At 63.8% G+C, this 20,395-nt stretch carries 19 protein-coding genes and 1 pseudogene; 17 read left to right on the top strand and 3 right to left on the bottom strand.

Translation table 11 applies throughout. The features are described 5' to 3' along the window. Positions 1–128: 128 nt before the first annotated feature. The 5 genes and pseudogenes from cobU to IB279_RS10570 all read left to right on the top strand — a co-directional run bounded on the left by cobU (position 129) and on the right by IB279_RS10570 (position 6,872). Complete coding sequence (gene cobU, locus IB279_RS10590) at positions 129–653, top strand: bifunctional adenosylcobinamide kinase/adenosylcobinamide-phosphate guanylyltransferase (protein ID WP_060520781.1); 525 nt, start codon at positions 129–131, stop codon at positions 651–653. 3 nt (positions 654–656) lie between these two features. After that, positions 657–1,721 carry a cobalamin biosynthesis protein CobW gene (cobW, locus tag IB279_RS10585; protein WP_089044197.1) on the top strand — a complete coding sequence of 355 codons (1,065 nt, stop codon included), beginning with the start codon at positions 657–659 and terminating at the stop codon, positions 1,719–1,721. A 103-nt stretch (positions 1,722–1,824) separates the two neighbouring features. Further along, entirely contained in the window at positions 1,825–5,655 is a 3,831-nt protein-coding gene (cobN, locus tag IB279_RS10580) for a cobaltochelatase subunit CobN (RefSeq protein WP_192339194.1), read from the top strand. 146 nt (positions 5,656–5,801) lie between these two features. Beyond that, the gene (gene cobO, locus IB279_RS10575) at positions 5,802–6,446 is read left to right on the top strand and encodes a cob(I)yrinic acid a,c-diamide adenosyltransferase (protein ID WP_043617391.1); all 645 of its coding nucleotides are present in this window, start codon (positions 5,802–5,804) and stop codon (positions 6,444–6,446) included. Continuing rightward, a pseudogene (locus IB279_RS10570) lies at positions 6,446–6,872 on the top strand (EamA family transporter). The gene cobO and the pseudogene IB279_RS10570 overlap by 1 nt, the downstream one beginning before the upstream one ends. 198 nt (positions 6,873–7,070) lie before the next feature. Here the strand turns inward: IB279_RS10570 and IB279_RS10565 are convergent. Beyond that, on the bottom strand, positions 7,071–7,664 hold the full coding sequence (locus IB279_RS10565; RefSeq protein ID WP_060520613.1) for an isoprenylcysteine carboxylmethyltransferase family protein: 594 nt from the start codon (positions 7,662–7,664) through the stop codon (positions 7,071–7,073). Positions 7,665–7,975: 311 nt separating this feature from the next. Here IB279_RS10565 and IB279_RS10560 point away from each other — a divergent pair, with 311 nt between their 5' ends. After that, a complete protein-coding gene (locus IB279_RS10560; protein WP_146749511.1) occupies positions 7,976–8,308 on the top strand; it encodes a hypothetical protein in 333 nt (110 codons plus the stop codon). Between the two features lie 142 nt (positions 8,309–8,450). Further along, on the top strand, positions 8,451–8,951 hold the full coding sequence (locus IB279_RS10555) for an HD domain-containing protein (protein ID WP_210338622.1): 501 nt from the start codon (positions 8,451–8,453) through the stop codon (positions 8,949–8,951). A 180-nt stretch (positions 8,952–9,131) separates the two neighbouring features. Here IB279_RS10555 and IB279_RS10550 read toward each other — a convergent pair whose 3' ends face one another. Continuing rightward, the gene (locus IB279_RS10550) at positions 9,132–9,917 is read right to left on the bottom strand and encodes a TSUP family transporter (protein ID WP_060584895.1); all 786 of its coding nucleotides are present in this window, start codon (positions 9,915–9,917) and stop codon (positions 9,132–9,134) included. A gap of 459 nt (positions 9,918–10,376) precedes the next feature. Between IB279_RS10550 and IB279_RS10545 the strand changes: the two genes are divergently transcribed. From IB279_RS10545 to IB279_RS10520, 6 genes are all read left to right on the top strand, one after another. Continuing rightward, positions 10,377–10,841 carry a cobalamin biosynthesis protein gene (locus IB279_RS10545; RefSeq protein WP_113553211.1) on the top strand — a complete coding sequence of 155 codons (465 nt, stop codon included), beginning with the start codon at positions 10,377–10,379 and terminating at the stop codon, positions 10,839–10,841. 130 nt (positions 10,842–10,971) lie between these two features. Next, positions 10,972–11,811: a uroporphyrinogen-III C-methyltransferase gene (gene cobA / locus IB279_RS10540; RefSeq protein ID WP_375292943.1), complete on the top strand. Its 840-nt coding sequence runs from the start codon at positions 10,972–10,974 to the stop codon at positions 11,809–11,811. Beyond that, positions 11,808–13,112, top strand: a complete 1,305-nt coding sequence (locus tag IB279_RS10535) for a cobyrinate a,c-diamide synthase (protein WP_192339191.1) — start codon at positions 11,808–11,810, stop codon at positions 13,110–13,112. The genes cobA and IB279_RS10535 overlap by 4 nt, the downstream gene beginning before the upstream one ends. Beyond that, positions 13,109–14,110 (top strand): threonine-phosphate decarboxylase CobD, encoded by a 1,002-nt coding sequence (gene cobD, locus IB279_RS10530; RefSeq protein ID WP_192339190.1) that lies wholly within the window; start codon positions 13,109–13,111, stop codon positions 14,108–14,110. The genes IB279_RS10535 and cobD overlap by 4 nt, the downstream gene beginning before the upstream one ends. Position 14,111: 1 nt before the next feature. Then, the gene (cbiB, locus tag IB279_RS10525) at positions 14,112–15,083 is read left to right on the top strand and encodes an adenosylcobinamide-phosphate synthase CbiB (protein WP_192339189.1); all 972 of its coding nucleotides are present in this window, start codon (positions 14,112–14,114) and stop codon (positions 15,081–15,083) included. A gap of 129 nt (positions 15,084–15,212) precedes the next feature. Next, entirely contained in the window at positions 15,213–15,641 is a 429-nt protein-coding gene (locus tag IB279_RS10520) for a L,D-transpeptidase (protein ID WP_034788308.1), read from the top strand. A 232-nt stretch (positions 15,642–15,873) separates the two neighbouring features. Here IB279_RS10520 and IB279_RS10515 read toward each other — a convergent pair whose 3' ends face one another. Continuing rightward, positions 15,874–16,611, bottom strand: a complete 738-nt coding sequence (locus IB279_RS10515) for a Crp/Fnr family transcriptional regulator (RefSeq protein WP_051659129.1) — start codon at positions 16,609–16,611, stop codon at positions 15,874–15,876. Positions 16,612–16,827: 216 nt separating this feature from the next. On the opposite strand from IB279_RS10515, the gene hemN reads away from it, so the two are divergent. The 4 genes from hemN to IB279_RS10495 all read left to right on the top strand — a co-directional run bounded on the left by hemN (position 16,828) and on the right by IB279_RS10495 (position 20,385). After that, a complete protein-coding gene (gene hemN / locus IB279_RS10510; RefSeq protein ID WP_113506194.1) occupies positions 16,828–18,177 on the top strand; it encodes an oxygen-independent coproporphyrinogen III oxidase in 1,350 nt (449 codons plus the stop codon). 118 nt (positions 18,178–18,295) lie between these two features. Beyond that, positions 18,296–18,580, top strand: a complete 285-nt coding sequence (locus IB279_RS10505) for an acyl carrier protein (RefSeq protein ID WP_089044188.1) — start codon at positions 18,296–18,298, stop codon at positions 18,578–18,580. Positions 18,581–18,695: 115 nt separating this feature from the next. Beyond that, positions 18,696–19,181 (top strand): 3-hydroxyacyl-ACP dehydratase FabZ family protein, encoded by a 486-nt coding sequence (locus tag IB279_RS10500; RefSeq protein ID WP_034788315.1) that lies wholly within the window; start codon positions 18,696–18,698, stop codon positions 19,179–19,181. 1 nt (position 19,182) lies between these two features. Continuing rightward, positions 19,183–20,385 (top strand): beta-ketoacyl-ACP synthase, encoded by a 1,203-nt coding sequence (locus IB279_RS10495; RefSeq protein WP_060520622.1) that lies wholly within the window; start codon positions 19,183–19,185, stop codon positions 20,383–20,385. The last annotated feature ends 10 nt before the right edge of the window (positions 20,386–20,395 follow it).

The following is a 20,395-nucleotide window of genomic DNA, read 5'->3' as shown; positions in this document are numbered from 1 at the left end:
GGGGACTTTTGTCTCCAACGCCATCACGGAGGTTGTTTTGGCTCGCAGATGTTTTCAAGAACGCGCCCGTGGCGCGTCCGATGGCTTTTGCCACCGACGGCTGATTTGGGAATGTTGAGGCAGCCACGATGAGCAGTCTCAGCGCCGGGCCCGTGCTGGTCCTTGGCGGCGCCCGTTCCGGCAAGTCCAGCTTTTCCGAGAGGCTCGTCGAAGCGTCCGGTCTCACCATGCATTATGTCGCCACGGGCCGCGCCTGGGACGACGAAATGCGCGAGCGCATCGACCATCACCGGACGCGCCGCGGCGAGGGCTGGACGACGCATGAGGAGCCGCTCGATCTCGTCGGCATCCTCAGACGCATCGATGATCCCAGCCATGTGGTCCTGATCGACTGCCTGACGCTATGGGTAACCAATCTCATGCTGGAAGAGCGCGACATGACGGCGGAGTTCGCCGCCCTTGTTGCGTATCTGCCTGAGGCGCGGGCGCGCCTCGTCTTTGTTTCCAATGAGGTCGGCCTCGGCATCGTGCCCGAGAACCGCATGGCCCGCGAGTTTCGCGACCATGCCGGCCGGCTTCACCAGATCGTTGCGGAGAAATCCGCTGAAGTTTACTTTGTCGCGGCCGGTTTGCCGCTGAAAATGAAGGGTTGATCCATGACCACTGCGAGAGCCAACCAGGGCAAGATCCCGGCGACCGTCATCACCGGCTTCCTCGGCGCCGGCAAGACGACGATGATCCGCAACCTGCTGCAGAACGCCGACGGCAAGCGCATCGCGCTGATCATCAACGAGTTCGGCGATCTCGGCGTCGACGGCGATGTCTTGAAGGGCTGCGGTGCCGAGGCCTGCACCGAGGACGACATCATCGAGCTTACCAATGGCTGCATCTGCTGCACCGTGGCTGACGATTTCATCCCGACCATGACGAAGCTGCTCGAGCGTGAAAACCGCCCTGACCACATCATCATCGAAACCTCGGGCCTTGCCCTGCCGCAGCCGCTGATCGCCGCTTTCAACTGGCCGGATATCCGCAGCGAAGTGACCGTCGATGGCGTCGTCACCGTGGTCGACAGCGCCGCCGTTGCCGCTGGCCGCTTTGCCGACGACCACGACAAGGTCGATGCGCTGCGCGTCGAGGACGACAATCTCGATCACGAAAGCCCGATCGAGGAGCTGTTCGAGGACCAACTGACGGCTGCCGATCTCATCGTTCTCAACAAGACCGATCTGATCGATGCCTCCGGCCTCAAGGCCGTACGCGACGAGGTGTCTTCGCGCACCAGCCGCAAGCCGACGATGATCGAGGCGAAGAACGGCGAAGTCGCCGCTGCCATCCTGCTTGGCCTCGGTGTCGGCACGGAAAGCGATATCGCCAACCGCAAGTCGCATCACGAGATGGAGCACGAGGCAGGTGAGGAGCACGATCACGACGAGTTCGACAGCTTCGTCGTCGAGCTCGGTTCGATCGCCGATCCCTCGGCGTTCATCGATAGCCTGAAGGGCGTGATCGCGGAGCACGACGTTCTGCGCCTCAAGGGTTTTGCCGACGTGCCCGGCAAGCCGATGCGCCTCCTGATCCAGGCGGTCGGGGCCCGCATCGACCAGTATTACGACCGCGCCTGGGGCGCCGGCGAAAAGCGCGGTACGCGCCTCGTCGTCATCGGCCTGCACGACATGGACGAGGCGGCGGTGCGCGCTGCGATTACCGCGCTCGTCTAGATCGTTCTTTGAGTGAAATGATCTAACGCATTGAAATGATGCAGTTCCGGATGGAAAACGCTTTTAGCGTTTTCGTTCGGAATTGCCCCACCGGACAAGACGAATGCATCTGCTTCTCGCCCAGAAAGGAACGATCGCCGACGGCAACGAGGCGATCGACCTTGGGCAAACGCCGGCCGATATCCTTTTCCTATCAGCCGCCGATACCGAGCTCTCCTCGATCGCCGCGGCTCACGGCCGACGCGACGGAGGCTTGAGCCTGCGCATCGCCAGCCTGATGAGCCTGATGCACCCAATGTCGGTCGACACTTACGTCGAGCGCACGGCGCGTCACGCCAAGCTGATCGTCGTCCGGCCGCTCGGTGGCGCCAGCTATTTCCGTTATCTGCTGGAAGCCCTGCATGCGGCTGCCGTCACCCATCGTTTCGAGATCGCGGTTCTGCCGGGTGACGACAAGCCGGATCCGGGGCTGGAGCCTTTCTCCACCGTCGCAGCCGACGACCGCCAGCGCCTTTGGGCTTACTTCACCGAAGGCGGCTCGGACAATGCCGGGCTGTTTCTCGACTATGCGGCCGCACTGGTCACGGGTGCGGAGAAGCCGCAGCCGGCAAAGCCACTGTTGAAGGCCGGCATCTGGTGGCCGGGTGCTGGCGTGATCGGCGTCAGCGAATGGCAGTCCCGTATTCAGGGACGGATGGTAGCGAGGGAGGGATTCGAACCCCCGACGGTTGGGATCTGCTTTTACCGCGCGCTCGTGCAGAGTGGCGAGACACGGCCGGTGGAGGCGCTGATCGATGCGCTGGAGGCTCAAGGTGTGCGGGCACTGCCGGTGTTCGTCTCAAGCCTCAAGGATGCCGTTTCCGTCGGCACGCTGCAGGCGATTTTTTCGGAGGCCGCACCCGACGTGGTGATGAACGCCACTGGCTTTGCGGTCTCGTCGCCCGGTGCCGACCGTCAGCCGACGGTGCTGGAATCGACCGGTGCGCCGGTGCTGCAGGTGATCTTCTCCGGCTCGTCGCGGGCGCAATGGGAAACGTCGCCGCAGGGGCTGATGGCGCGCGACCTCGCCATGAACGTGGCACTACCCGAAGTCGATGGCCGCATCCTTGCGCGCGCCGTCTCCTTCAAGGCGGCGTCGATCTATGACGCCAAGGTGGAGGCCAATATCGTCGGCCATGAGCCGCTCGAAGACCGGGTGCGCTTTGCCGCTGATCTTGCCGTCAACTGGGCGAAGCTGCGCCGGGCAGAGCCCGCCGAGCGCCGCATTGCCATCGTCATGGCCAACTATCCGAACCGCGACGGTCGCCTCGGCAACGGTGTCGGGCTCGACACGCCAGCCGGTACCGTCGAGGTGCTTAGCGCCATGGCGCGGGAAGGCTATGCGGTCGGTGAGGTTCCCGCCGATGGCGACGCGCTGATCCGCTATCTGATGGCCGGGCCGACCAATGCGGCGAGCCATGACCGCGAAATCCGCGAGCGTATTTCGCTGAACGATTACAAAACGTTCTTCGATTCGCTTCCGAAACAGATAAAGGATGAAGTTACCGGTCGCTGGGGCGTGCCGGAGGCCGATCCCTTCTTCCTCGATGGCGCCTTCGCGCTGCCGCTCGCCCGCTTCGGCGAGGTGATCGTCGGCATCCAACCGGCGCGCGGCTACAACATCGATCCGAAGGAAAGCTACCATTCGCCGGACCTCGTGCCGCCGCATGGCTATCTCGCCTTCTACGCCTTCCTGCGCCAGCAGTTCGGAGCGCAGGCGATCGTCCACATGGGCAAGCACGGCAATCTCGAATGGCTGCCGGGCAAGGCGCTGGCGCTGTCGGAAACCTGCTATCCCGAAGCGATCTTCGGGCCGCTGCCGCACATCTATCCCTTCATCGTCAACGATCCGGGCGAAGGTACGCAGGCCAAGCGCCGCACCAGCGCCGTCATCATCGACCACCTGACCCCGCCCTTGACGCGCGCCGAATCCTACGGCCCGCTCAAGGATCTGGAAGCGCTCGTCGACGAATATTACGACGCCGCCGGCGGTGATCCGCGCCGCCTCAGGCTGCTCAGCCGCCAGATCCTCGATCTCGTGCGCGACATCGGCCTCGACAGCGACGCAGGCATCGACAGGGGCGACAGCGACGACAAGGCGCTGGAAAAGCTCGACGCCTATCTCTGCGACCTCAAGGAAATGCAGATCCGCGACGGCCTGCACATCTTCGGCGTCGCGCCGGAAGGGCGGTTGTTGACGGACCTCACCGTAGCGCTGGCGCGCGTGCCCCGCGGTCTCGGCGAAGGCGGCGACCAGAGCCTGCAGCGGGCGATCGCAGCGGATGCGGGGCTGCGTGGGTTCGCTATTCCCATCTCCGCGGGCGGTAACCCCGCATGCGACGCCCAACCCTTCGACCCGCTCGACTGCGTCATGTCCGACACCTGGACAGGCCCGAAACCGTCCATCCTCGCTGACCTCTCGGACGCCCCCTGGCGCACCGCCGGCGATACGGTCGAGCGCATCGAGTTGCTTGCCGCAAATCTCGTGTCGGGTGAACTGGCTTGCCCGGACCACTGGGCCAACACCCGCGCCGTGCTCGGCGAAATCGAAACGCGCCTGAAGCCGTCGATTTCAAACTCGGGTGCCGCCGAGATGACCGGCTTCCTCACCGGTCTCAGCGGCCGCTTCGTCGCCCCCGGTCCATCGGGCGCGCCGACGCGTGGCCGGCCGGATGTGTTGCCGACGGGGCGCAATTTCTACTCCGTGGATAGCCGCGCGGTGCCGACGCCGGCGGCTTACGAGCTCGGCAAGAAATCGGCCGAGCTTCTGATCCGCCGCTACCTGCAGGACCACGGCGAATGGCCGTCCTCCTTTGGCCTTACCGCCTGGGGCACGGCGAACATGCGCACCGGCGGCGACGACATCGCCCAGGCCCTGGCGCTGATCGGCGCCAAGCCCACCTGGGACATGGTCTCTCGCCGGGTGATGGGCTACGAGATCGTGCCGCTCGCAGTCCTCGGCCGCCCACGCGTCGACGTGACCTTGCGCATTTCCGGCTTCTTCCGCGATGCCTTCCCGGACCAGATCGCGCTCTTCGACAAGGCGATCCGCGCCGTCGGCGCGCTGGAGGAAGACGATGCCGACAACATGATCGCCGCACGCATGCGGGCGGAAAGCCGACGGTTGGAAGCGGAAGGTGTCGAGGCTGCCGAGGCCGCGCGTCGCGCCTCCTACCGCGTCTTCGGCGCAAAGCCCGGTGCCTATGGCGCCGGCCTGCAGGCGCTGATCGACGAGAAGGGCTGGGAAACCAAAGCCGATCTCGCCGAGGCCTATCTTACCTGGGGCGCCTATGCCTATGGCGCCGGCGAGGAGGGCAAGGCCGAGCGCGATCTTTTCGAGGAGCGCCTGCGCACGATAGAGGCGGTGGTGCAGAACCAGGACAACCGCGAGCACGATCTGCTCGACAGCGACGACTACTACCAGTTCGAAGGCGGCATGAGCGCTGCCGCCGAACAGCTCGGCGGTCACCGTCCGGCGATCTACCACAACGACCATTCCCGTCCGGAAAAGCCTGTGATCCGGTCGCTCGAAGAAGAGATCGGTCGCGTGGTCCGGGCCCGCGTCGTCAATCCCAAGTGGATCGATGGCGTCATGCGCCACGGATACAAGGGCGCCTTCGAGATCGCTGCCACGGTCGACTACATGTTCGCATTTGCCGCGACCACGGGTGCGGTGCGCGACCATCATTTCGAGGCCGCTTATCAGGCGTTCATCGTCGACGAGCGCGTGGCTGACTTCATGCGCGACAAGAACCCGGCCGCCTTTGCCGAGCTTGCCGAACGCCTGCTTGAAGCAATCGACCGCAATCTCTGGACGCCGCGCTCGAATTCGGCGCGGTTTGAACTTGCCGGCATCGGCACGGCAGCAACCCGGCTTCGTGCCGGCAATGAATAGAGCGGTTCCGGGCTGGCGGTAATCCGTCCGGAATTGCTTGCAAACAAAGACCTGGTTCCGTTTCGCTGCTCAGTGAAGTGCGAAAAGGAACCGAAGCGGGACGAGGGCGTCTGCCCATCCCGAACTTGAGAACTGAGGGAGTGATCATGAGCGACGAGACGACAGTAGGCGGCGAAGCCCCGGCCGAGAAGGACGATGCCCGCCACGCCATGAAGATGGCGAAGAAGAAGGCAGCGCGCGAAAAGATCATGGCGACGAAGACCGACGAGAAGGGTCTGATCATCGTCAACACCGGCAAGGGCAAGGGCAAGTCGACCGCCGGCTTCGGCATGATCTTCCGCCATATCGCCCACGGCATGCCCTGCGCCGTCGTGCAGTTCATCAAGGGTGCGATGGCAACCGGCGAGCGCGAGTTGATCGAGAAGCATTTCGGCGATGTCTGCCAGTTCTATACGCTCGGCGAGGGCTTCACCTGGGAAACGCAGGATCGCGCCCGCGATGTTGCGATGGCTGAAAAGGCCTGGGAGAAGGCGAAGGAACTGATCCGTGACGAGCGCAACTCGATGGTGCTGCTCGACGAGATCAACATTGCTCTGCGCTACGACTACATCGACGTCGCCGAAGTGGTTCGCTTCCTGAAGGAAGAAAAGCCGCACATGACGCATGTGGTGCTCACCGGCCGCAACGCGAAAGAAGACCTGATCGAAATCGCCGATCTCGTCACTGAGATGGAGCTGATCAAGCATCCGTTCCGTTCCGGCATCAAGGCGCAGCAGGGCGTGGAGTTCTGATGAGCCAGAGCTGGCAGTTCTGGGCGCTGCTTTCGGCCGCCTTCGCTGCGCTCACGGCGGTGTTTGCCAAGGTCGGGGTTGCGCAGATCAACTCCGACTTCGCAACGCTGATCCGCACCGTCGTCATCCTCTGCGTGATCGCCGCCATCGTGGCGGCGACAGGGCAGTGGCAGAAGCCATCGGAAATCCCGGGCCGCACCTGGCTGTTCCTGGCGCTGTCAGGGCTTGCGACTGGCGCTTCCTGGCTTGCCTATTTCCGCGCGCTCAAGCTCGGCGACGCCGCCCGCGTGGCGCCGCTCGACAAACTCTCGATCGTCATGGTCGCGATCTTCGGCGTGCTCTTCCTCGGTGAAAAGCTCAACCTGATGAACTGGCTCGGCGTCGCCTTTCATTGCCGCCGGGGCGCTGTTGGTGGCGGTGTTTTGAGCGCGCCTGCTCTGGTGCCTGTTCACTGAATGCTCGCCTCAATCAATCCGTAATCCCGACACATGCAGTGGTTGTGACGAGCGGGAGGACGGCATGCAGATTGAAGGCAATTGGAGCGAGCGCCTTCCTGATCCGTCGGGCCAAGTCGCGCAGTTCGGCAGACGCTGGAAGCGTCGCAGCCTGAGGGTGAGCCCTGCGTCAAACCCACCGGCGGACACGCCTGCAATAGGCACCGTAGGCGTCGCCGAAGACCTTGGCGAGGTGGGTTTCCTCCATGCGGATCTGGTAGGAAATCGAGATCCAGGCGGAGAGCGCCAGCGCCACCGAGATGACGTTGGGCACCGCCAGCACCGTGCCGATCAGCGCGGTCACCATGCCGACATAGATCGGGTTGCGCGAGAAGGCATAGAGGCCTGAGGTCACAAGCGGCGCGTCCTGCTTTTCAGGGATGCCGATCTTCCAGGAATGACGCATCGCCCATTGCGACAGCATCGTCAGCCCGCCGCCGAGCGTCATCAGCGCCAGGCCGACGGCGTGAAGGATGGGCGTGTCGAGCGCCGGGATCCGGCCGAGGGCGGCATCGACGGAGGCCGGGAGCATGGCGACCGCCAGCAGGTGGATCACCAGCGCTGCGACGATCAGGCGGAAAAGCCTGCCCGCAAACCCCTCCGCATCGTCGCCATAGGTCAGCACGACCGGCGAGCGGCCGGATTGCACACGGCGGAGGATCGCCAGCGCGAGCGTGGACAATCCCACGACGAGCATCAGGATGGCGGGAAGGGTGGTGGACATGGAAACCTCTGGAGCGAGCTGACAAGACAGGAGCGCACGACGGGTAGGCGGCCCATATGAGCGTCTACCCGGCGAAGCATTCTGATCACCTTGCAATCTCTAGTAACTAGAGGTTCAAGCGCCGGACCTGTCCGACTTTCGTCGTGGTTACCGGATCTTATTGCCAAGCGTTGGAGGCTGTCATCGTCGCCCTGCAGTGTCGGAAGGTCGGCAAAATTCGTGTCTTGACGGCTGCTCCTTCCGCCGAGCGATTGCATAGGCAGGAGGCCGCACCCATGTTAGACCGTCGACAGGCTAAATACGGGTGAACCTTGAAGAATACTCTCAGAGCTGCGGTTGGTGTCGCATCGGTCTTGCTGTTCTTGTCATCAGGTGTGGCGGGGCAGGCGCAAACCGTGAAGAGCGGGGCGTCACGAGCTCAAGAAACGACGGCCAGCCAGAAGGCGAAACCGAAAACTAAAACGACGCGCAAGCAAAGGGCTGCGGATGAAGCCAAGGCCAAGGCGCTCGCCGAAGCGCGCCGTCCACGGATTTGCAAGACGCGGGAGAACGAATGCAGCTATGGCGCAGGTCCGGTCGGAGAGCAGTGCTCGTGCTGGTCGAAATCCGGTGCGCCTGATCTTGGCATAACTGTCAGGCGTTGACCGCCCGCGACATTCGCGCGGGCAGGCAAGCGTGCGTCGCTCGAAGCGACGCCTGACGCGATAGAAATCACGGGTCGCCTGGTTCGTTCTGAAAGCTTGGGATTGGGTTTAGGTGATGGAAGCCGGCGTTGAACGCAAAATAATGACCGATCTCGAGAACAGCGCGCTCCAGTTTGCAACCCGAGCACACGGCGAACAGAAGCGTAAGTATGACGGTCGGCCCTATATCGTTCATCCGATTGCGGTGGCGGAGATTGTTCGAAGCGTGCCCCATACGCCCGAAATGATCGCCGCAGCGCTGCTTCACGATACGGTCGAAGATACCGACGCGACGCTGCTGGAGCTCAATGAAGCGTTCGGCCCCAAGGTCGCAACACTGGTTGCGTGGCTCACCGACATATCCACTCCGTTCCACGGCAACCGACAGGTGCGCAAGGAACTGGATCGCCAGCACCTCGCATCGGCGCCCGCCGCGGCGAAAACCGTCAAGCTCGCCGACCTGATCGATAATGCGATAGCGATCAAAGCCGGCGATCCGAATTTCTGGAAAGTGTTCGGCGCCGAGATGAAACGCTTGCTGGAGGTCTTGGGCGACGGCGACGAGACCCTTCTCGCAAAGGCCCGTGCATTGGCGCCGCAATGAGAGTGCCGCCGTTTATCGGCAAGCATGTCTGCGCCATGTCGACCCGGTCAACCGGTCATCCAAGATCGCAGAACGGACATGCATTTGCGGTTTTGCCCGCCGGTGTGGCCCAGCCACGCCTAACAGGCTGCGCGGTTGCGGCCGTTAGGACAGCGCAGAATTTGCCGACCGCGCCGCGCCTCAATGCCCCAGCCAGATCCTCAAGGGATGCGTCGGATCTGCGAGCAGCCGGATAGCGAGCGCGATCGAGACGATGACGAGCAGCGGCTTGATGATCTTGGCGCCCTTGGCCATGGCATAGCGCGAGCCGACCTGGGCGCCGAGGAACTGGCCGAGGCCCATCAACAGGCCGACCTTCCAGAGGATGGCGCCGAAGAAGAGGAAGACGCCGAAGGCGCCGACGTTGGAGCCAAAGTTGAGGAACTTCGTGTGCGCCGTCGCCTTCAACACGCCGAAGCCGGCGAGGGTAACGAAGCCGAGCATGAAGAACGAGCCGGTGCCGGGGCCGAAGACGCCGTCATAAAAGCCGATTAGCGGCACCAGTGTCAGCGTGAAGACGAAGGGGGTGACGCGGCTGTGCTGGTCGACGTCGCCCATGTTCGGCTTCAGGCCGAAATAAAGCGCAATGGCGATCAGCAGAAAGGGCAGGATCGCCTTCAGCACGTCGCCGGGAACGATGGTTGCGAGCAGGGCGCCGAGCACGGCGCCGGCGGCCGACATCAGCGCCATCGGCAGCTGCTCTTTCAGGTTCACGTGGCCGCGCCGGGCATAGGACAGCGTGGCCGAGCCGGAGCCGAACAATCCCTGCAGCTTGTTGGTGCCGAGCGTCTGCAAGGGCGGGATGCCCGCAATGAGCATGGCCGGAATGGTGATCATGCCACCGCCGCCGGCGATCGAATCGATGAAGCCTGCGATGAAGGCGGCGACGAACAGGAAGGCGAGCAGGTGGAAGGCGAGATCTTGCACGGCGGGGACTCGAGAGGAGAGCTGTCAGGCGGGATTTTCCGCCTTGTGTCAGAGCCCGGCGCGATTTGCAAAGCCTTCTGTCGCGGTGTTGCTGTCCATGCAGGTGTCGAAATTGAAAAACCGACAAAGATTCAAAGCCTTGTTCCATCTCGCTGTCTTTCTGGATGGAGGCGCTCTCGCCCGCATGGTGCCGAAGAAGGGCTGTCCTTGCGATACGGCAGGCGGATGACGAGTTTCCTCAAACGCGACATGGCGATGGCGCAATCCGGTTTGACCGGCCTTCCGCGCTCCGGTAAAAATGAAGGATATGCGACGGCGTCCGCTTTGGCGGACTGAAAGAGCGTCCGGTGCGGCCGACCCAGCCAGGGGGCCATCAGCCGGTGCTGTCCAGATCGGCCGGGACGGATCGTCCCAGCCGGCGCTTCGTTAAGGAGAACCAACGAAGGGAGCCGGCCGCCGATGCCATCGGGCCAACACTCTGCACAGACGACGAAAGCAGGAGCCGGGCTGGTGCTCGGGCTCGGCTGCGAGCGTCGCACGCCGGCCGAAGAGGTGATCGCCCTTGCCGAGCGTGCGCTTGTCGATGCCGGTGCTGCGCCCGGCGACCTGCGGCTGGTCGCCTCGCTCGATGCTCGCGCCGAGGAGCCGGCGATCCTGGCGGCCGCTCAGCATTTCTCGGTTCCGGCCGCGTTCTACGATGCCGCCACGCTCGAAGCCGAAGCTTCCCGGCTCGCCAACCCCTCCGAGATCGTCTTTGCCTACACGGGTTGTCATGGCGTTGCCGAGGGTGCAGCGCTCGTCGGCGCCGGGCGCGAAGCCGTGCTGATTGTGCAGAAGATCGTCTCCGCCCATGCGACGGCCGCACTTGCCGGGCCGGCGACCTTGCGCGCCGAAAAGCGCATCCAGGCGGCGGAGGCTGTCTGATGCGTTCTTATGTTGTTGAATTGAATCAATCTTTTGCCCGGGGTTTCTCTCAATTGGAATCCGGTTCTTTAGAGAGCGCGTCAGGCGTGCCGTTGGGTGGCGCCGAAATACAGGTGGGACAGCACGCATGATCGACGACCTCTTTGCCGGATTGCCGGCGCTCGAAAAAGGTTCGGTCTGGCTGGTCGGCGCCGGCCCCGGCGATCCCGGCCTGTTGACGCTGCATGCGGCCAATGCGCTGCGCCACGCGGATGTGATCGTGCATGATGCGCTGGTCAACGAGGATTGCCTGAAGCTCGCGCGGCCGGGCGCCGTGCTGGAGTTTGCGGGCAAGCGTGGCGGCAAGCCGTCGCCAAAGCAGCGCGACATCTCGCTTCGCCTCGTCGAACTCGCGCGCGCCGGCAACCGGGTGCTGCGCCTCAAAGGCGGCGATCCCTTCGTCTTCGGTCGCGGTGGCGAGGAGGCGCTGACGCTGGTCGAGCACCAGGTGCCGTTCCGAATCGTGCCCGGCATCACCGCCGGTATCGGCGGGCTTGCCTATGCCGGCATTCCCGTGACCCATCGCGAGGTCAACCACGCGGTCACTTTCCTGACTGGCCATGATTCCTCCGGCCTGGTGCCGGATCGCATCAACTGGCAGGGCATCGCCAGCGGCTCGCCTGTCATCGTCATGTACATGGCGATGAAGCATATCGGCGCGATCACCGCCAACCTCATTGCCGGCGGCCGCTCGCCGGACGAACCGGTCGCCTTCGTCTGCAACGCCGCGACGCCGCAGCAGGCGGTGCTGGAAACGACGCTTGCGCGTGCAGAGGCCGATGTTGCGGCGGCAGGGCTGGAGCCGCCGGCGATCGTCGTCGTCGGCGAGGTGGTGCGGCTGCGCGCAGCACTCGACTGGATCGGCGCGCTCGACGGGCGCAAGCTTGCCGCCGACCCGTTCGCCAATCGCATTCTCAGGAACCCGGCATGAGCGGATTGCTGATTGCCGCGCCCGCGTCCGGCTCCGGCAAGACGACGGTGACGCTCGGGCTGATGCGCGCCCTGAAGAGGCGCGGCGTGGCGATCGCGCCCGGCAAGGCAGGGCCGGACTACATCGATCCCGCTTTCCACGCGGCGGCGACCGGCGAGCCCTGCTTCAACTACGACCCCTGGGCGATGCGCCCGGAACTGCTGCTTGCCAATGCGTCGCATGCCGCCTCCGGCGGGCGCACATTGATCGTCGAGGCGATGATGGGACTGCATGACGGTGCTGCCGACGGCTCGGGAACGCCAGCGGACCTCGCCGCGACGCTGAACCTTGCGGTCATTCTGGTGGTCGATTGCGCCCGCATGTCCCAGTCGGTTGCCGCCCTCGTGCGCGGCTATGCGGATCATCGCGACGATATCCGGGTGGTCGGCGTCATCCTCAACAAGGTCGGCAGCGATCGGCATGAAATGATGCTGCGCGATGCGCTCGGCAAGGTGCGCATGCCTGTCTTCGGCGTGCTCCGGCAGGACAGCGCATTGCAACTGCCGGAGCGCCATCTCGGGCTCGTGCAGGCGGGCGAACACTCAGCGCTTGAGGGCTTCATCGAGGCGGCGGCCATGCGGGTCGAGGCTGCCTGCGATCTCGATGCCATCCGTCTGATCGCGACGATTTTCCCGCAGGTGGCCGCGGCGGCCGATGCCGAGCGGTTGCGGCCGCTCGGTCAGCGCATCGCGGTCGCGCGCGATATCGCCTTTGCCTTCTGCTACGAGCACCTGCTTTACGGCTGGCGGCAAGGCGGCGCGGAGATTTCCTTCTTCTCGCCGCTCGCCGACGAGGGGCCGGATGCGGCAGCCGATGCCGTCTATCTTCCGGGGGGCTATCCGGAGCTGCATGCGGGGCAGCTGAGCGCCGCCGCCCGATTCCGTTCCGGCATGCATTTCGCGGCGGAACGCGGCGCCCGCATCTTCGGCGAATGCGGCGGCTATATGGTGCTCGGTGAAGGGCTTGTCGCTGCCGATGGCACACGCTACGACATGCTCGGCCTGCTGCCGCTCGTAACCAGTTTTGCCGAGCGCAGGCGGCACCTCGGCTATCGCCGCGTCGTGCCTGTCGACAACGCCTTCTTCGATGGACCCATGACGGCGCACGAATTCCACTATGCGACCATCGTCGCCGAAGGGGCGGCCGATCGGCTGTTTGCGGTCAGCGACGCCGCCGGCGAGGATCTCGGCCAGGCGGGCCTCCGGCGCGGCCCTGTCGCCGGTTCCTTCATGCATCTGATCGACGTCGCAGGTGCTGCATGAGCGCACCGATCGTTCATGGTGGCGGCATCACCGAGGCCGCAGCGCGCTATGGCGGCCGGCCCGAAGACTGGCTCGATCTGTCGACCGGCATCAATCCATGCCCCGTCGCCTTGCCCGCGGTCCCTGAGCGCGCCTGGCACCGGCTGCCGGATCGGCAGACGGTAGATGATGCGCGGAGCGCCGCCGCCGACTACTACCGCACCAACGGCGTGCTGCCTTTGCCGGTGCCGGGCACCCAGTCGGTGATCCAGCTCCTGCCACGTCTTGCTCCGGCCGACAGGCACGTCGCGATCTTCGGGCCGACCTATGGCGAGTATGCCCGCGTGCTTGAAGCGGCCGGCTTTGCTGTCGATCGCGTCGCGGATGCCGACGCGCTCACGGCCGAACATGGGCTTGTCATCGTCGTCAACCCCAACAACCCGACCGGCCGCGCCTTGGCGCCGGCGGAGCTTCTGGCGATCGCCGCAAGGCAGAAGGCGAGCGGCGGACTGCTGCTGGTCGATGAGGCCTTCGGCGATCTTGAGCCGCAACTGAGTGTCGCTGGTCACGTGCCAGGGCAGGGCAACCTCATCGTCTTCCGCTCCTTCGGCAAGTTCTTCGGCCTTGCGGGCCTGCGCCTCGGCTTCGTCGTTGCGACCGAGCCAGTGCTTGCGTCCTTTGCCGATTGGCTCGGTCCCTGGGCTGTCTCCGGCCCGGCGTTGACGATCTCGAAAGCGCTGATGCAGGGCGATACGAAGGCGATCGCGGCGGGCATCCTCGAGCGTCGCGCCGGCCTCGACGCGGCTCTCGATGGGGCAGGGCTCAACCGTATCGGCGGCACGGGGCTATTCGTGCTGGTCGAGCATCCCAGGGCGGCTCTGCTGCAGGAACGGCTCTGCGAGGCCCATATTCTCACGCGCAAGTTCGACTATGCCCCTACCTGGCTCAGGATCGGTCTTGCGCCTGACGCGGCCGGTGACCGACGGCTGGCGGACGCGCTTGCCCGCATGGAGCTCTGAGGTGTCGGAGACGATCCTGCTCATTCTCGCGCTGGCGCTGGTGATCGACCGCGTTGTCGGCGATCCGGACTGGCTCTGGGCGCGCATGCCGCATCCGGTCGTGTTTTTCGGCAAGGCCATCGGCTTTTTCGACGCCCGGCTGAACCGGGAGGACCTCGAGGATGGTGCCCGCAAATTTCGTGGCGTCGTCGCGATCCTCCTGTTGCTTGGCATCAGCGCCTGGTTCGGCCATCTGCTGCATCGCCTGTTCGCCGTCCTCGGACCGCTCGGCTTTCTGCTCGAGGCGGTTGTGGTCGCGGTCTTCCTGGCACAGAAGAGCCTCGCCGATCACGTGCGTCGCGTGGCCGGGGGCTTGCGACAGGGCGGGCTGGAAGGCGGGCGTGCCGCCGTGGCGATGATCGTTGGTCGCGATCCAAAGACGCTCGACGAGCCGGCGGTCTGCCGCGCCGCGATCGAGAGCCTTGCCGAGAATTTCTCCGACGGCGTCGTGGCGCCGGCCTTCTGGTACGCGGTTGCCGGCCTGCCCGGGCTTCTTGCCTACAAGATGCTTAACACCGCCGATTCGATGATCGGCCACAAGTCACCGAAATATCTGCACTTCGGCTGGGCCTCGGCCCGACTCGACGATCTCGCCAACCTGCCGGCAGCGAGGCTCTCGATCCTTTTGATCTCAGCCGGTGCGCTGATCCATCGTGGCGTAAGCGCCGCCAAGGATGCGCTGGCCGTGGCCCTTCGCGACCATGGTCTGCACCGCTCGCCGAACTCTGGCTGGCCGGAAGCGGCCATGGCCGGCGCGCTCGATCTGCAGCTTGCCGGTCCGCGGATCTATGGCGGCGTCAAGGTCAGCGAACCTATGATCAACGGTCCGGGCCGAGCGGTTGCAACAAGCGAAGACATCGACGCCGGTATTGCTGTATTTTATGGCGCCTGTACGGTCATGGCCGGGTTTGTTCTTGCAATCGCAATGATTTGATCGCGGAAGTTGACCTTCGCATTAAGACTCTGCTTTCCATATGTATTAAGATCGTATCATATTCGATCAGTTATTCTCCTGGAACGTTTGGTTCCACCGGTACGTGTTCGTCTTCCCGGAGAGAGAAGCATGCGCAAAAGCTTTCTGACTGCGCTGATTGCCGCTCTGCTGCAGTTTGCCGTTCAACCCGCGAACGCCGCCAATCTCATTGCCGATATCAGCCTGTCGTCGCAGACGATGACCGTGCGACAATACGGCGTCGTCATGTATCGCTGGAAGGTGTCGACGGCGCGCAAGGGCTATGTGACGCCACGCGGCAGCTGGAGCGCCAAATGGCTTTCCCGCAATCACCGTTCACGCAAATACGACGACGCGCCGATGCCATATGCCGTGTTCTTCAACGGCGGCTACGCCATCCACGCCACCTACGACATCAAGCGGCTCGGCCGCCCGGCATCGCACGGCTGCGTGCGGCTCCATCCAAACAACGCGGCGGAGTTTTTTGCGCTGACGCGGGAACATGGGCTGAAGAACACGCGGATCGTAATTACGCGGTGACGCCTGCCTAGCCAGCCCCTCATCCCCCTGCCGGGACCTTCTCTCTGTTTTGAAGGGGAGAAGGGATCCGAGGCACCGTTTCCGCTTCATCTCCGATCGTTTCGTAAGAAGTGAACGGTAGAATGCGCGTCCCCATCTTCAACGTGACTGCTTGGCTTTCCTCGGGGTAAACCCGAGGAGAGGGCAATTCTGTCGGGCACTTGATGAGGCAGCTAAGCGCCGCTGGCGACCGTCAGTCGATGCCTGCCACATGCATCAGCCGGTCGAGGCTCGGCACGGTGACGTGGCGGCTGTTTTCGATGCGGATGACATTCTCCTTGCGGAGCTTGGTGATCTGGCGGCTGACGGTCTCGATGGTCAGGCCGAGATAGTCGGCGATGTCGGCGCGCGACAGCGGCAGGTCGAACACGTTCGAGGTGCCGTTTTCCGGGTCGATGTGAGTCGCGATGATGTAGAGGAAGCTTGCGACCTTCTCCTGCGCGGTCTTGCGGCCAAGGGTGAGCATCCAGTCGCGCGCTTCGTCCAGTTCCTTCAGCGCCTGCTCGTGCAGCCGGTGTTCCAGCCCGGGAGCCTCGGAGACCAGCCGCTCGATGACGTTGCGCGGGAAGCAACAGATGTCGGTGTCGACAGCCGCTTCCGCCGTCAGCGCGCTTTCGCGGGTGAAGGGCCGGCCCATGAAATCAGGGGCGAACTGCAGGCCGACGATCTGCTGGCGGCCGTCGGCCAGCACCTTGCTGAGCTTGACGACGCCGGAGATGATATTTGCGTAGCTGTCGGTGGTTTCTCCCTGGCCGATGACCTCGCGGCCGGGCTCGATGCTGCGGCGGGTGGAGTGACGGCTGAGGTCGAGAAGCTGATCCGGAGAGAGCGTACCGCAAACGCCGCCATGGCGCGCCTCGCAGGCGGAGCAGACGGCTGGAACGTCCGAATTATGGATATCCTTGCGGCGATGTTCGTTCACGATCTGCAATTCTTTCTACCTGCATTCCATTGCTCCCTGGATGACCAAAGAGGATGCGGGTCGTTAAATCAAGAGTTGACAGGTGCTAATTCCGAAAGCGCGAAACAATGTCTCATGCTGGCTTGAGCATTGTCAATTTTAACGTGTTAATTCGCCGACTTGATCAAAATCAAAGGCCTCATTGCCGATCCGTCCTAAGCCGTTTTCACGACAGCGGAGAGACTGATGGACGACGCGCTAATCCTCAAGCATGCGAACCCCGTGCCACGCTACACCAGCTACCCGACCGCGCCGCATTTTTCCGAAGCGGTGGGGCCGGTTGACTATCAAAGCTGGCTCGGGGCGATCGGTCCGGATGAGGCGATCTCGCTCTATGCTCACGTGCCCTACTGCGACCGGCTCTGTTGGTTCTGTGCTTGCCATACCAAGCAGACGCTGCGGTATGATCCGGTGGCAACCTACCTCACGGGCCTGCATCGGGAGATTGCAGAGATTGGCGGGCGGGTGAGCCGCGAAGCCAAGGTAACGGCCCTGCATTTCGGCGGCGGCTCGCCGACGCTCGTCAGGCCCGACGACCTGATCGCGCTGAAGCGCGCCTTTACCGATCACTTCACCTTCGCGGCTGATTGCGAGATCAGCGTCGAGATGGATCCGAACGATCTCGACGAAGCGCGCCATGATGCGTTGGCGGAGATCGGTATGACGCGGGCGAGCTTCGGCATCCAGGATTTCGACCCCGTCGTGCAGAAGGCGATCAACCGCATCCAGACCTTCGAGCAGACGCGTGACGCGATCGAGGCATCACGGGTAAGGGGCGTGCATTCGGTCAATTGCGACGTGCTCTATGGTTTGCCCTATCAGAGCCTCCAGTCGCTTGAGCGCACCATGGAGGCGGTGCTTTCGCTCGACCCCGATCGCGTCGCACTCTTCGGCTACGCCCATGTGCCGTGGATGAAGACGCATCAGAAGATGATCCCGGACGAAAGCCTGCCCGGCATCGTCGAGCGCTTCGCGCAGATGAGTCGCGCGGCCGAAATGCTGGCTGCCGCCGGCTACGAGGCCATCGGTATCGATCATTTTGCGAAGCCCGATGACAGCCTGGCGCGGGCCAGCCGGGAAGGGCGTCTCCGTCGCAATTTCCAGGGCTATACCGACGATGCCGCCGAAACGCTCGTTGGGCTTGGCGCCTCCGCGATCGGCCAGTTTCGTCAAGGTTATGTCCAGAACATGCCGGCGACCGGTGAGTATCTGCGCCATGTTGAAAACACGGGGCTCGCTGCGGTCCGCGGTTATCGCTTCACACCGGACGACACTTTGAGAGCAAAAGTGATTGCCGACGTCATGTGCCGTTTTGCCTTCTCCTTTGCTGAGGTTGAGGAAGCGTTTCCCGGGCTGGCAGGGGCTGTGATCGAGGAGGCACGGCTGTTTCGGGCGCGCGACGTGGATGGGCTGACGACGATCGAAAACGGGGTTTTCCGCCTGACTGAACGCGGCAGGCCCTTTGCCCGCTCGGTTGCAGCCACCTTCGACGCCTATCTCGGCAACGGTCGGGGCCGGCATTCGGTGGCCGTCTGACCCCATGCTCTGTCGCAACACCGTTTTCCAATTCGAAAGCCTTTGCCATCAAGGCCATTGGCTTTTGCGGCGCATTTACCTATAGGATCGCCGAGACTCGACTTAAAATATTAGAGGTATGCGCGTGACAGCTACATTCGACAAGGTTGCCGACATCATCGCGGAAACGAGCGAGATCGATCGCGAGACGATTACGCCGGAAAGCCACACGATCGACGATCTCGGCATCGACAGCCTGGACTTCCTCGACATCGTGTTTGCGATCGACAAGGAATTCGGCATCAAGATTCCGCTCGAGCAGTGGACGCAGGAAGTCAACGAAGGCAAGGTTTCGACCGAAGAATACTTCGTTCTGAAGAACCTCTGCGCCAAGATCGACGAACTGCGGGCTGCCAAGGGCTGATCGGGCTTTCGCCCGAGCCTTGCCACTCGATTTCCAATGCCGCCCGTCGCGCCCCGCGCTTGACAGGCGGCATTGGCGTTTTTACTTGAGCCCGAAACCAACAGGGTGAGCCTCAATGCTCCTTGAATACTTCCAGATGATCGACCGTGTCGAAACGGTCGATCTTTCGGCTGGCCGGCTGACGGCGCGGTCCGTCGTGCCGGAGAAGAGCCCGGTGTTCGAAGGCCATTTCCCAGGCTACCCGCTGGTGCCCGGCGTGCTTCTGATCGAGACCATGGCGCAGGCCTCCGGTTTCCTGGTGCTCGCCGCCACCAATTTCGCCGCCATGCCCTTCCTGATGTCGGTCGACGGCGCCAAGATGCGGACCTTCGTCGAGCCCTCGGCCGAACTCGAGATCGAGGCTTTCCTCGAGCATGAAGGTTCGGGCTTTGCCGTCACCAAGGCGAAGATCACCTCTGGCGGCAAGAAGGTCTGCGATGCCCAGCTGAAACTGAGAACGATGCCGTTCGATCAGGTTCCGCTCGGCGATATCGTGCGCAAGCGGGCTGGAGAAGTGGGTCTGATGGCGGCGCTTTCGGCGGCAGCCGGTTCGGAGAAGTAAGATGAGCAAATCTGCAAACGACGTTGTCATTACCGGCGTCGGTATCGTCACCAGCCAGGGCGTCGGCGTCGAGCCGCATCTGGCGCTGCTTACCGCCGGCACGTCGCCGGCCGTGCGCGTCGAGACCGAAAAGTTCAGCCCCTATCCGGTGCACCCGCTGCCGGAGATCGACTGGTCGCAGCAGATCGCCAAGCGTGGCGACCAGCGGCAAATGGAAAACTGGCAGCGTCTCGGCGTTTTTTCCGCGGGCCTGGCGCTCGATGACGCCGGTCTCAAGGACAATCTCGAAGCCTGCGGCAGCATGGACATGATCGTCGCTGCCGGCGGCGGCGAGCGTGACATCAACGTCGATTCGCTGATCGTCGACGAGGCGCTGAAGCGCAACGACCGCGAACAGCTCCTCAATGAAAAGCTGACGACCGAACTGCGCCCCACGCTGTTCCTGGCCCAGCTTTCGAACCTGCTCGCCGGCAACATCTCGATCGTGCACAAGGTCACCGGTTCGTCGCGCACCTTCATGGGCGAGGAAGCGGCCGGCATCTCGGCGATCGAAACCGCCTTTGCCCGGATCAAGGCCGGCCAGTCGACCCATACGCTCGTCGGCGGCGCGTTTTCGGCCGAGCGCCTCGACATCATGCTGATGATCGAGGCGATCCAGGGCCAGGCGACCGGTGACTGGCACCCGATCTGGTCGCGCAGCCGCGACAACGGCGGCGGCATGATCCCCGGGTCGGTCGGAGCCTTCCTGGTGCTGGAATCACGCGAGTACGCCGAAGCCCGTGGTGCCCGCATCTATGCGACGATCGACGCGATCGGCAGCGACCGCGGCAGCCGCGCTGACGGCAAGCTCGAAGCACGCCTTGCGGACCTTGCGAAACCGGCCGAAAAGCTCGACCCGGCAGGCACCGTGGTCTTTTCCGGCACGTCAGGCTTTCATGATCTCGTCGCCAGCGAAAAGGCGTTCCTGCAGGCCAAGCTGGCCGGCGCGCCGGTGCGTGCCTATGGCGGCGTCGTCGGGCACAGCATCGAGGCGCAGTTTCCGGCGGGCCTCGCGCTTGCTGCACTCACGCTTGGCCACGGCGCCAAGGTACCGGCCTTCGACGGCAGCTTCGAAAAGCCGATGACGGCTGCTGCCCGGTCGGCGGTCGTGACCACCGTCGGTCATTCACGCGGCGAAGGCGTCGCGGTCCTTTCGGCCGAATAAGAGGAACGAT

The sequence above is a fragment of the Ensifer sp. ENS06 genome, assembly GCF_014852205.1.
Classification (GTDB): Bacteria; Pseudomonadota; Alphaproteobacteria; order Rhizobiales; family Rhizobiaceae; genus Ensifer; species Ensifer adhaerens.
The sequence above is the reverse complement of the archived record's forward strand: the minus strand, read 5'-3'. Positions and strand labels throughout refer to the sequence as shown.

Bases quoted from the DNA above. Each gene is read 5' to 3' on its own strand.
- IB279_RS10500 (WP_034788315.1), top strand. From the start codon at position 18,696: ATGCTCCTTGAATACTTCCAGATGATCGACCGTGTCGAAACGGTCGAT.
- IB279_RS10495 (WP_060520622.1), top strand. From the start codon at position 19,183: ATGAGCAAATCTGCAAACGACGTTGTCATTACCGGCGTCGGTATCGTC.
- IB279_RS10555 (WP_210338622.1), top strand. From the start codon at position 8,451: ATGACCGATCTCGAGAACAGCGCGCTCCAGTTTGCAACCCGAGCACAC.
- cobU (WP_060520781.1), top strand. From the start codon at position 129: ATGAGCAGTCTCAGCGCCGGGCCCGTGCTGGTCCTTGGCGGCGCCCGT.
- cobD (WP_192339190.1), top strand. From the start codon at position 13,109: ATGAGCGCACCGATCGTTCATGGTGGCGGCATCACCGAGGCCGCAGCG.
- IB279_RS10565 (WP_060520613.1), bottom strand. From the start codon at position 7,664: ATGTCCACCACCCTTCCCGCCATCCTGATGCTCGTCGTGGGATTGTCC.
- cobW (WP_089044197.1), top strand. From the start codon at position 657: ATGACCACTGCGAGAGCCAACCAGGGCAAGATCCCGGCGACCGTCATC.
- IB279_RS10520 (WP_034788308.1), top strand. From the start codon at position 15,213: ATGCGCAAAAGCTTTCTGACTGCGCTGATTGCCGCTCTGCTGCAGTTT.
- cobO (WP_043617391.1), top strand. From the start codon at position 5,802: ATGAGCGACGAGACGACAGTAGGCGGCGAAGCCCCGGCCGAGAAGGAC.
- IB279_RS10505 (WP_089044188.1), top strand. From the start codon at position 18,296: ATGCGCGTGACAGCTACATTCGACAAGGTTGCCGACATCATCGCGGAA.
- cobN (WP_192339194.1), top strand. From the start codon at position 1,825: ATGCATCTGCTTCTCGCCCAGAAAGGAACGATCGCCGACGGCAACGAG.
- IB279_RS10535 (WP_192339191.1), top strand. From the start codon at position 11,808: ATGAGCGGATTGCTGATTGCCGCGCCCGCGTCCGGCTCCGGCAAGACG.
- IB279_RS10545 (WP_113553211.1), top strand. From the start codon at position 10,377: ATGCCATCGGGCCAACACTCTGCACAGACGACGAAAGCAGGAGCCGGG.
- hemN (WP_113506194.1), top strand. From the start codon at position 16,828: ATGGACGACGCGCTAATCCTCAAGCATGCGAACCCCGTGCCACGCTAC.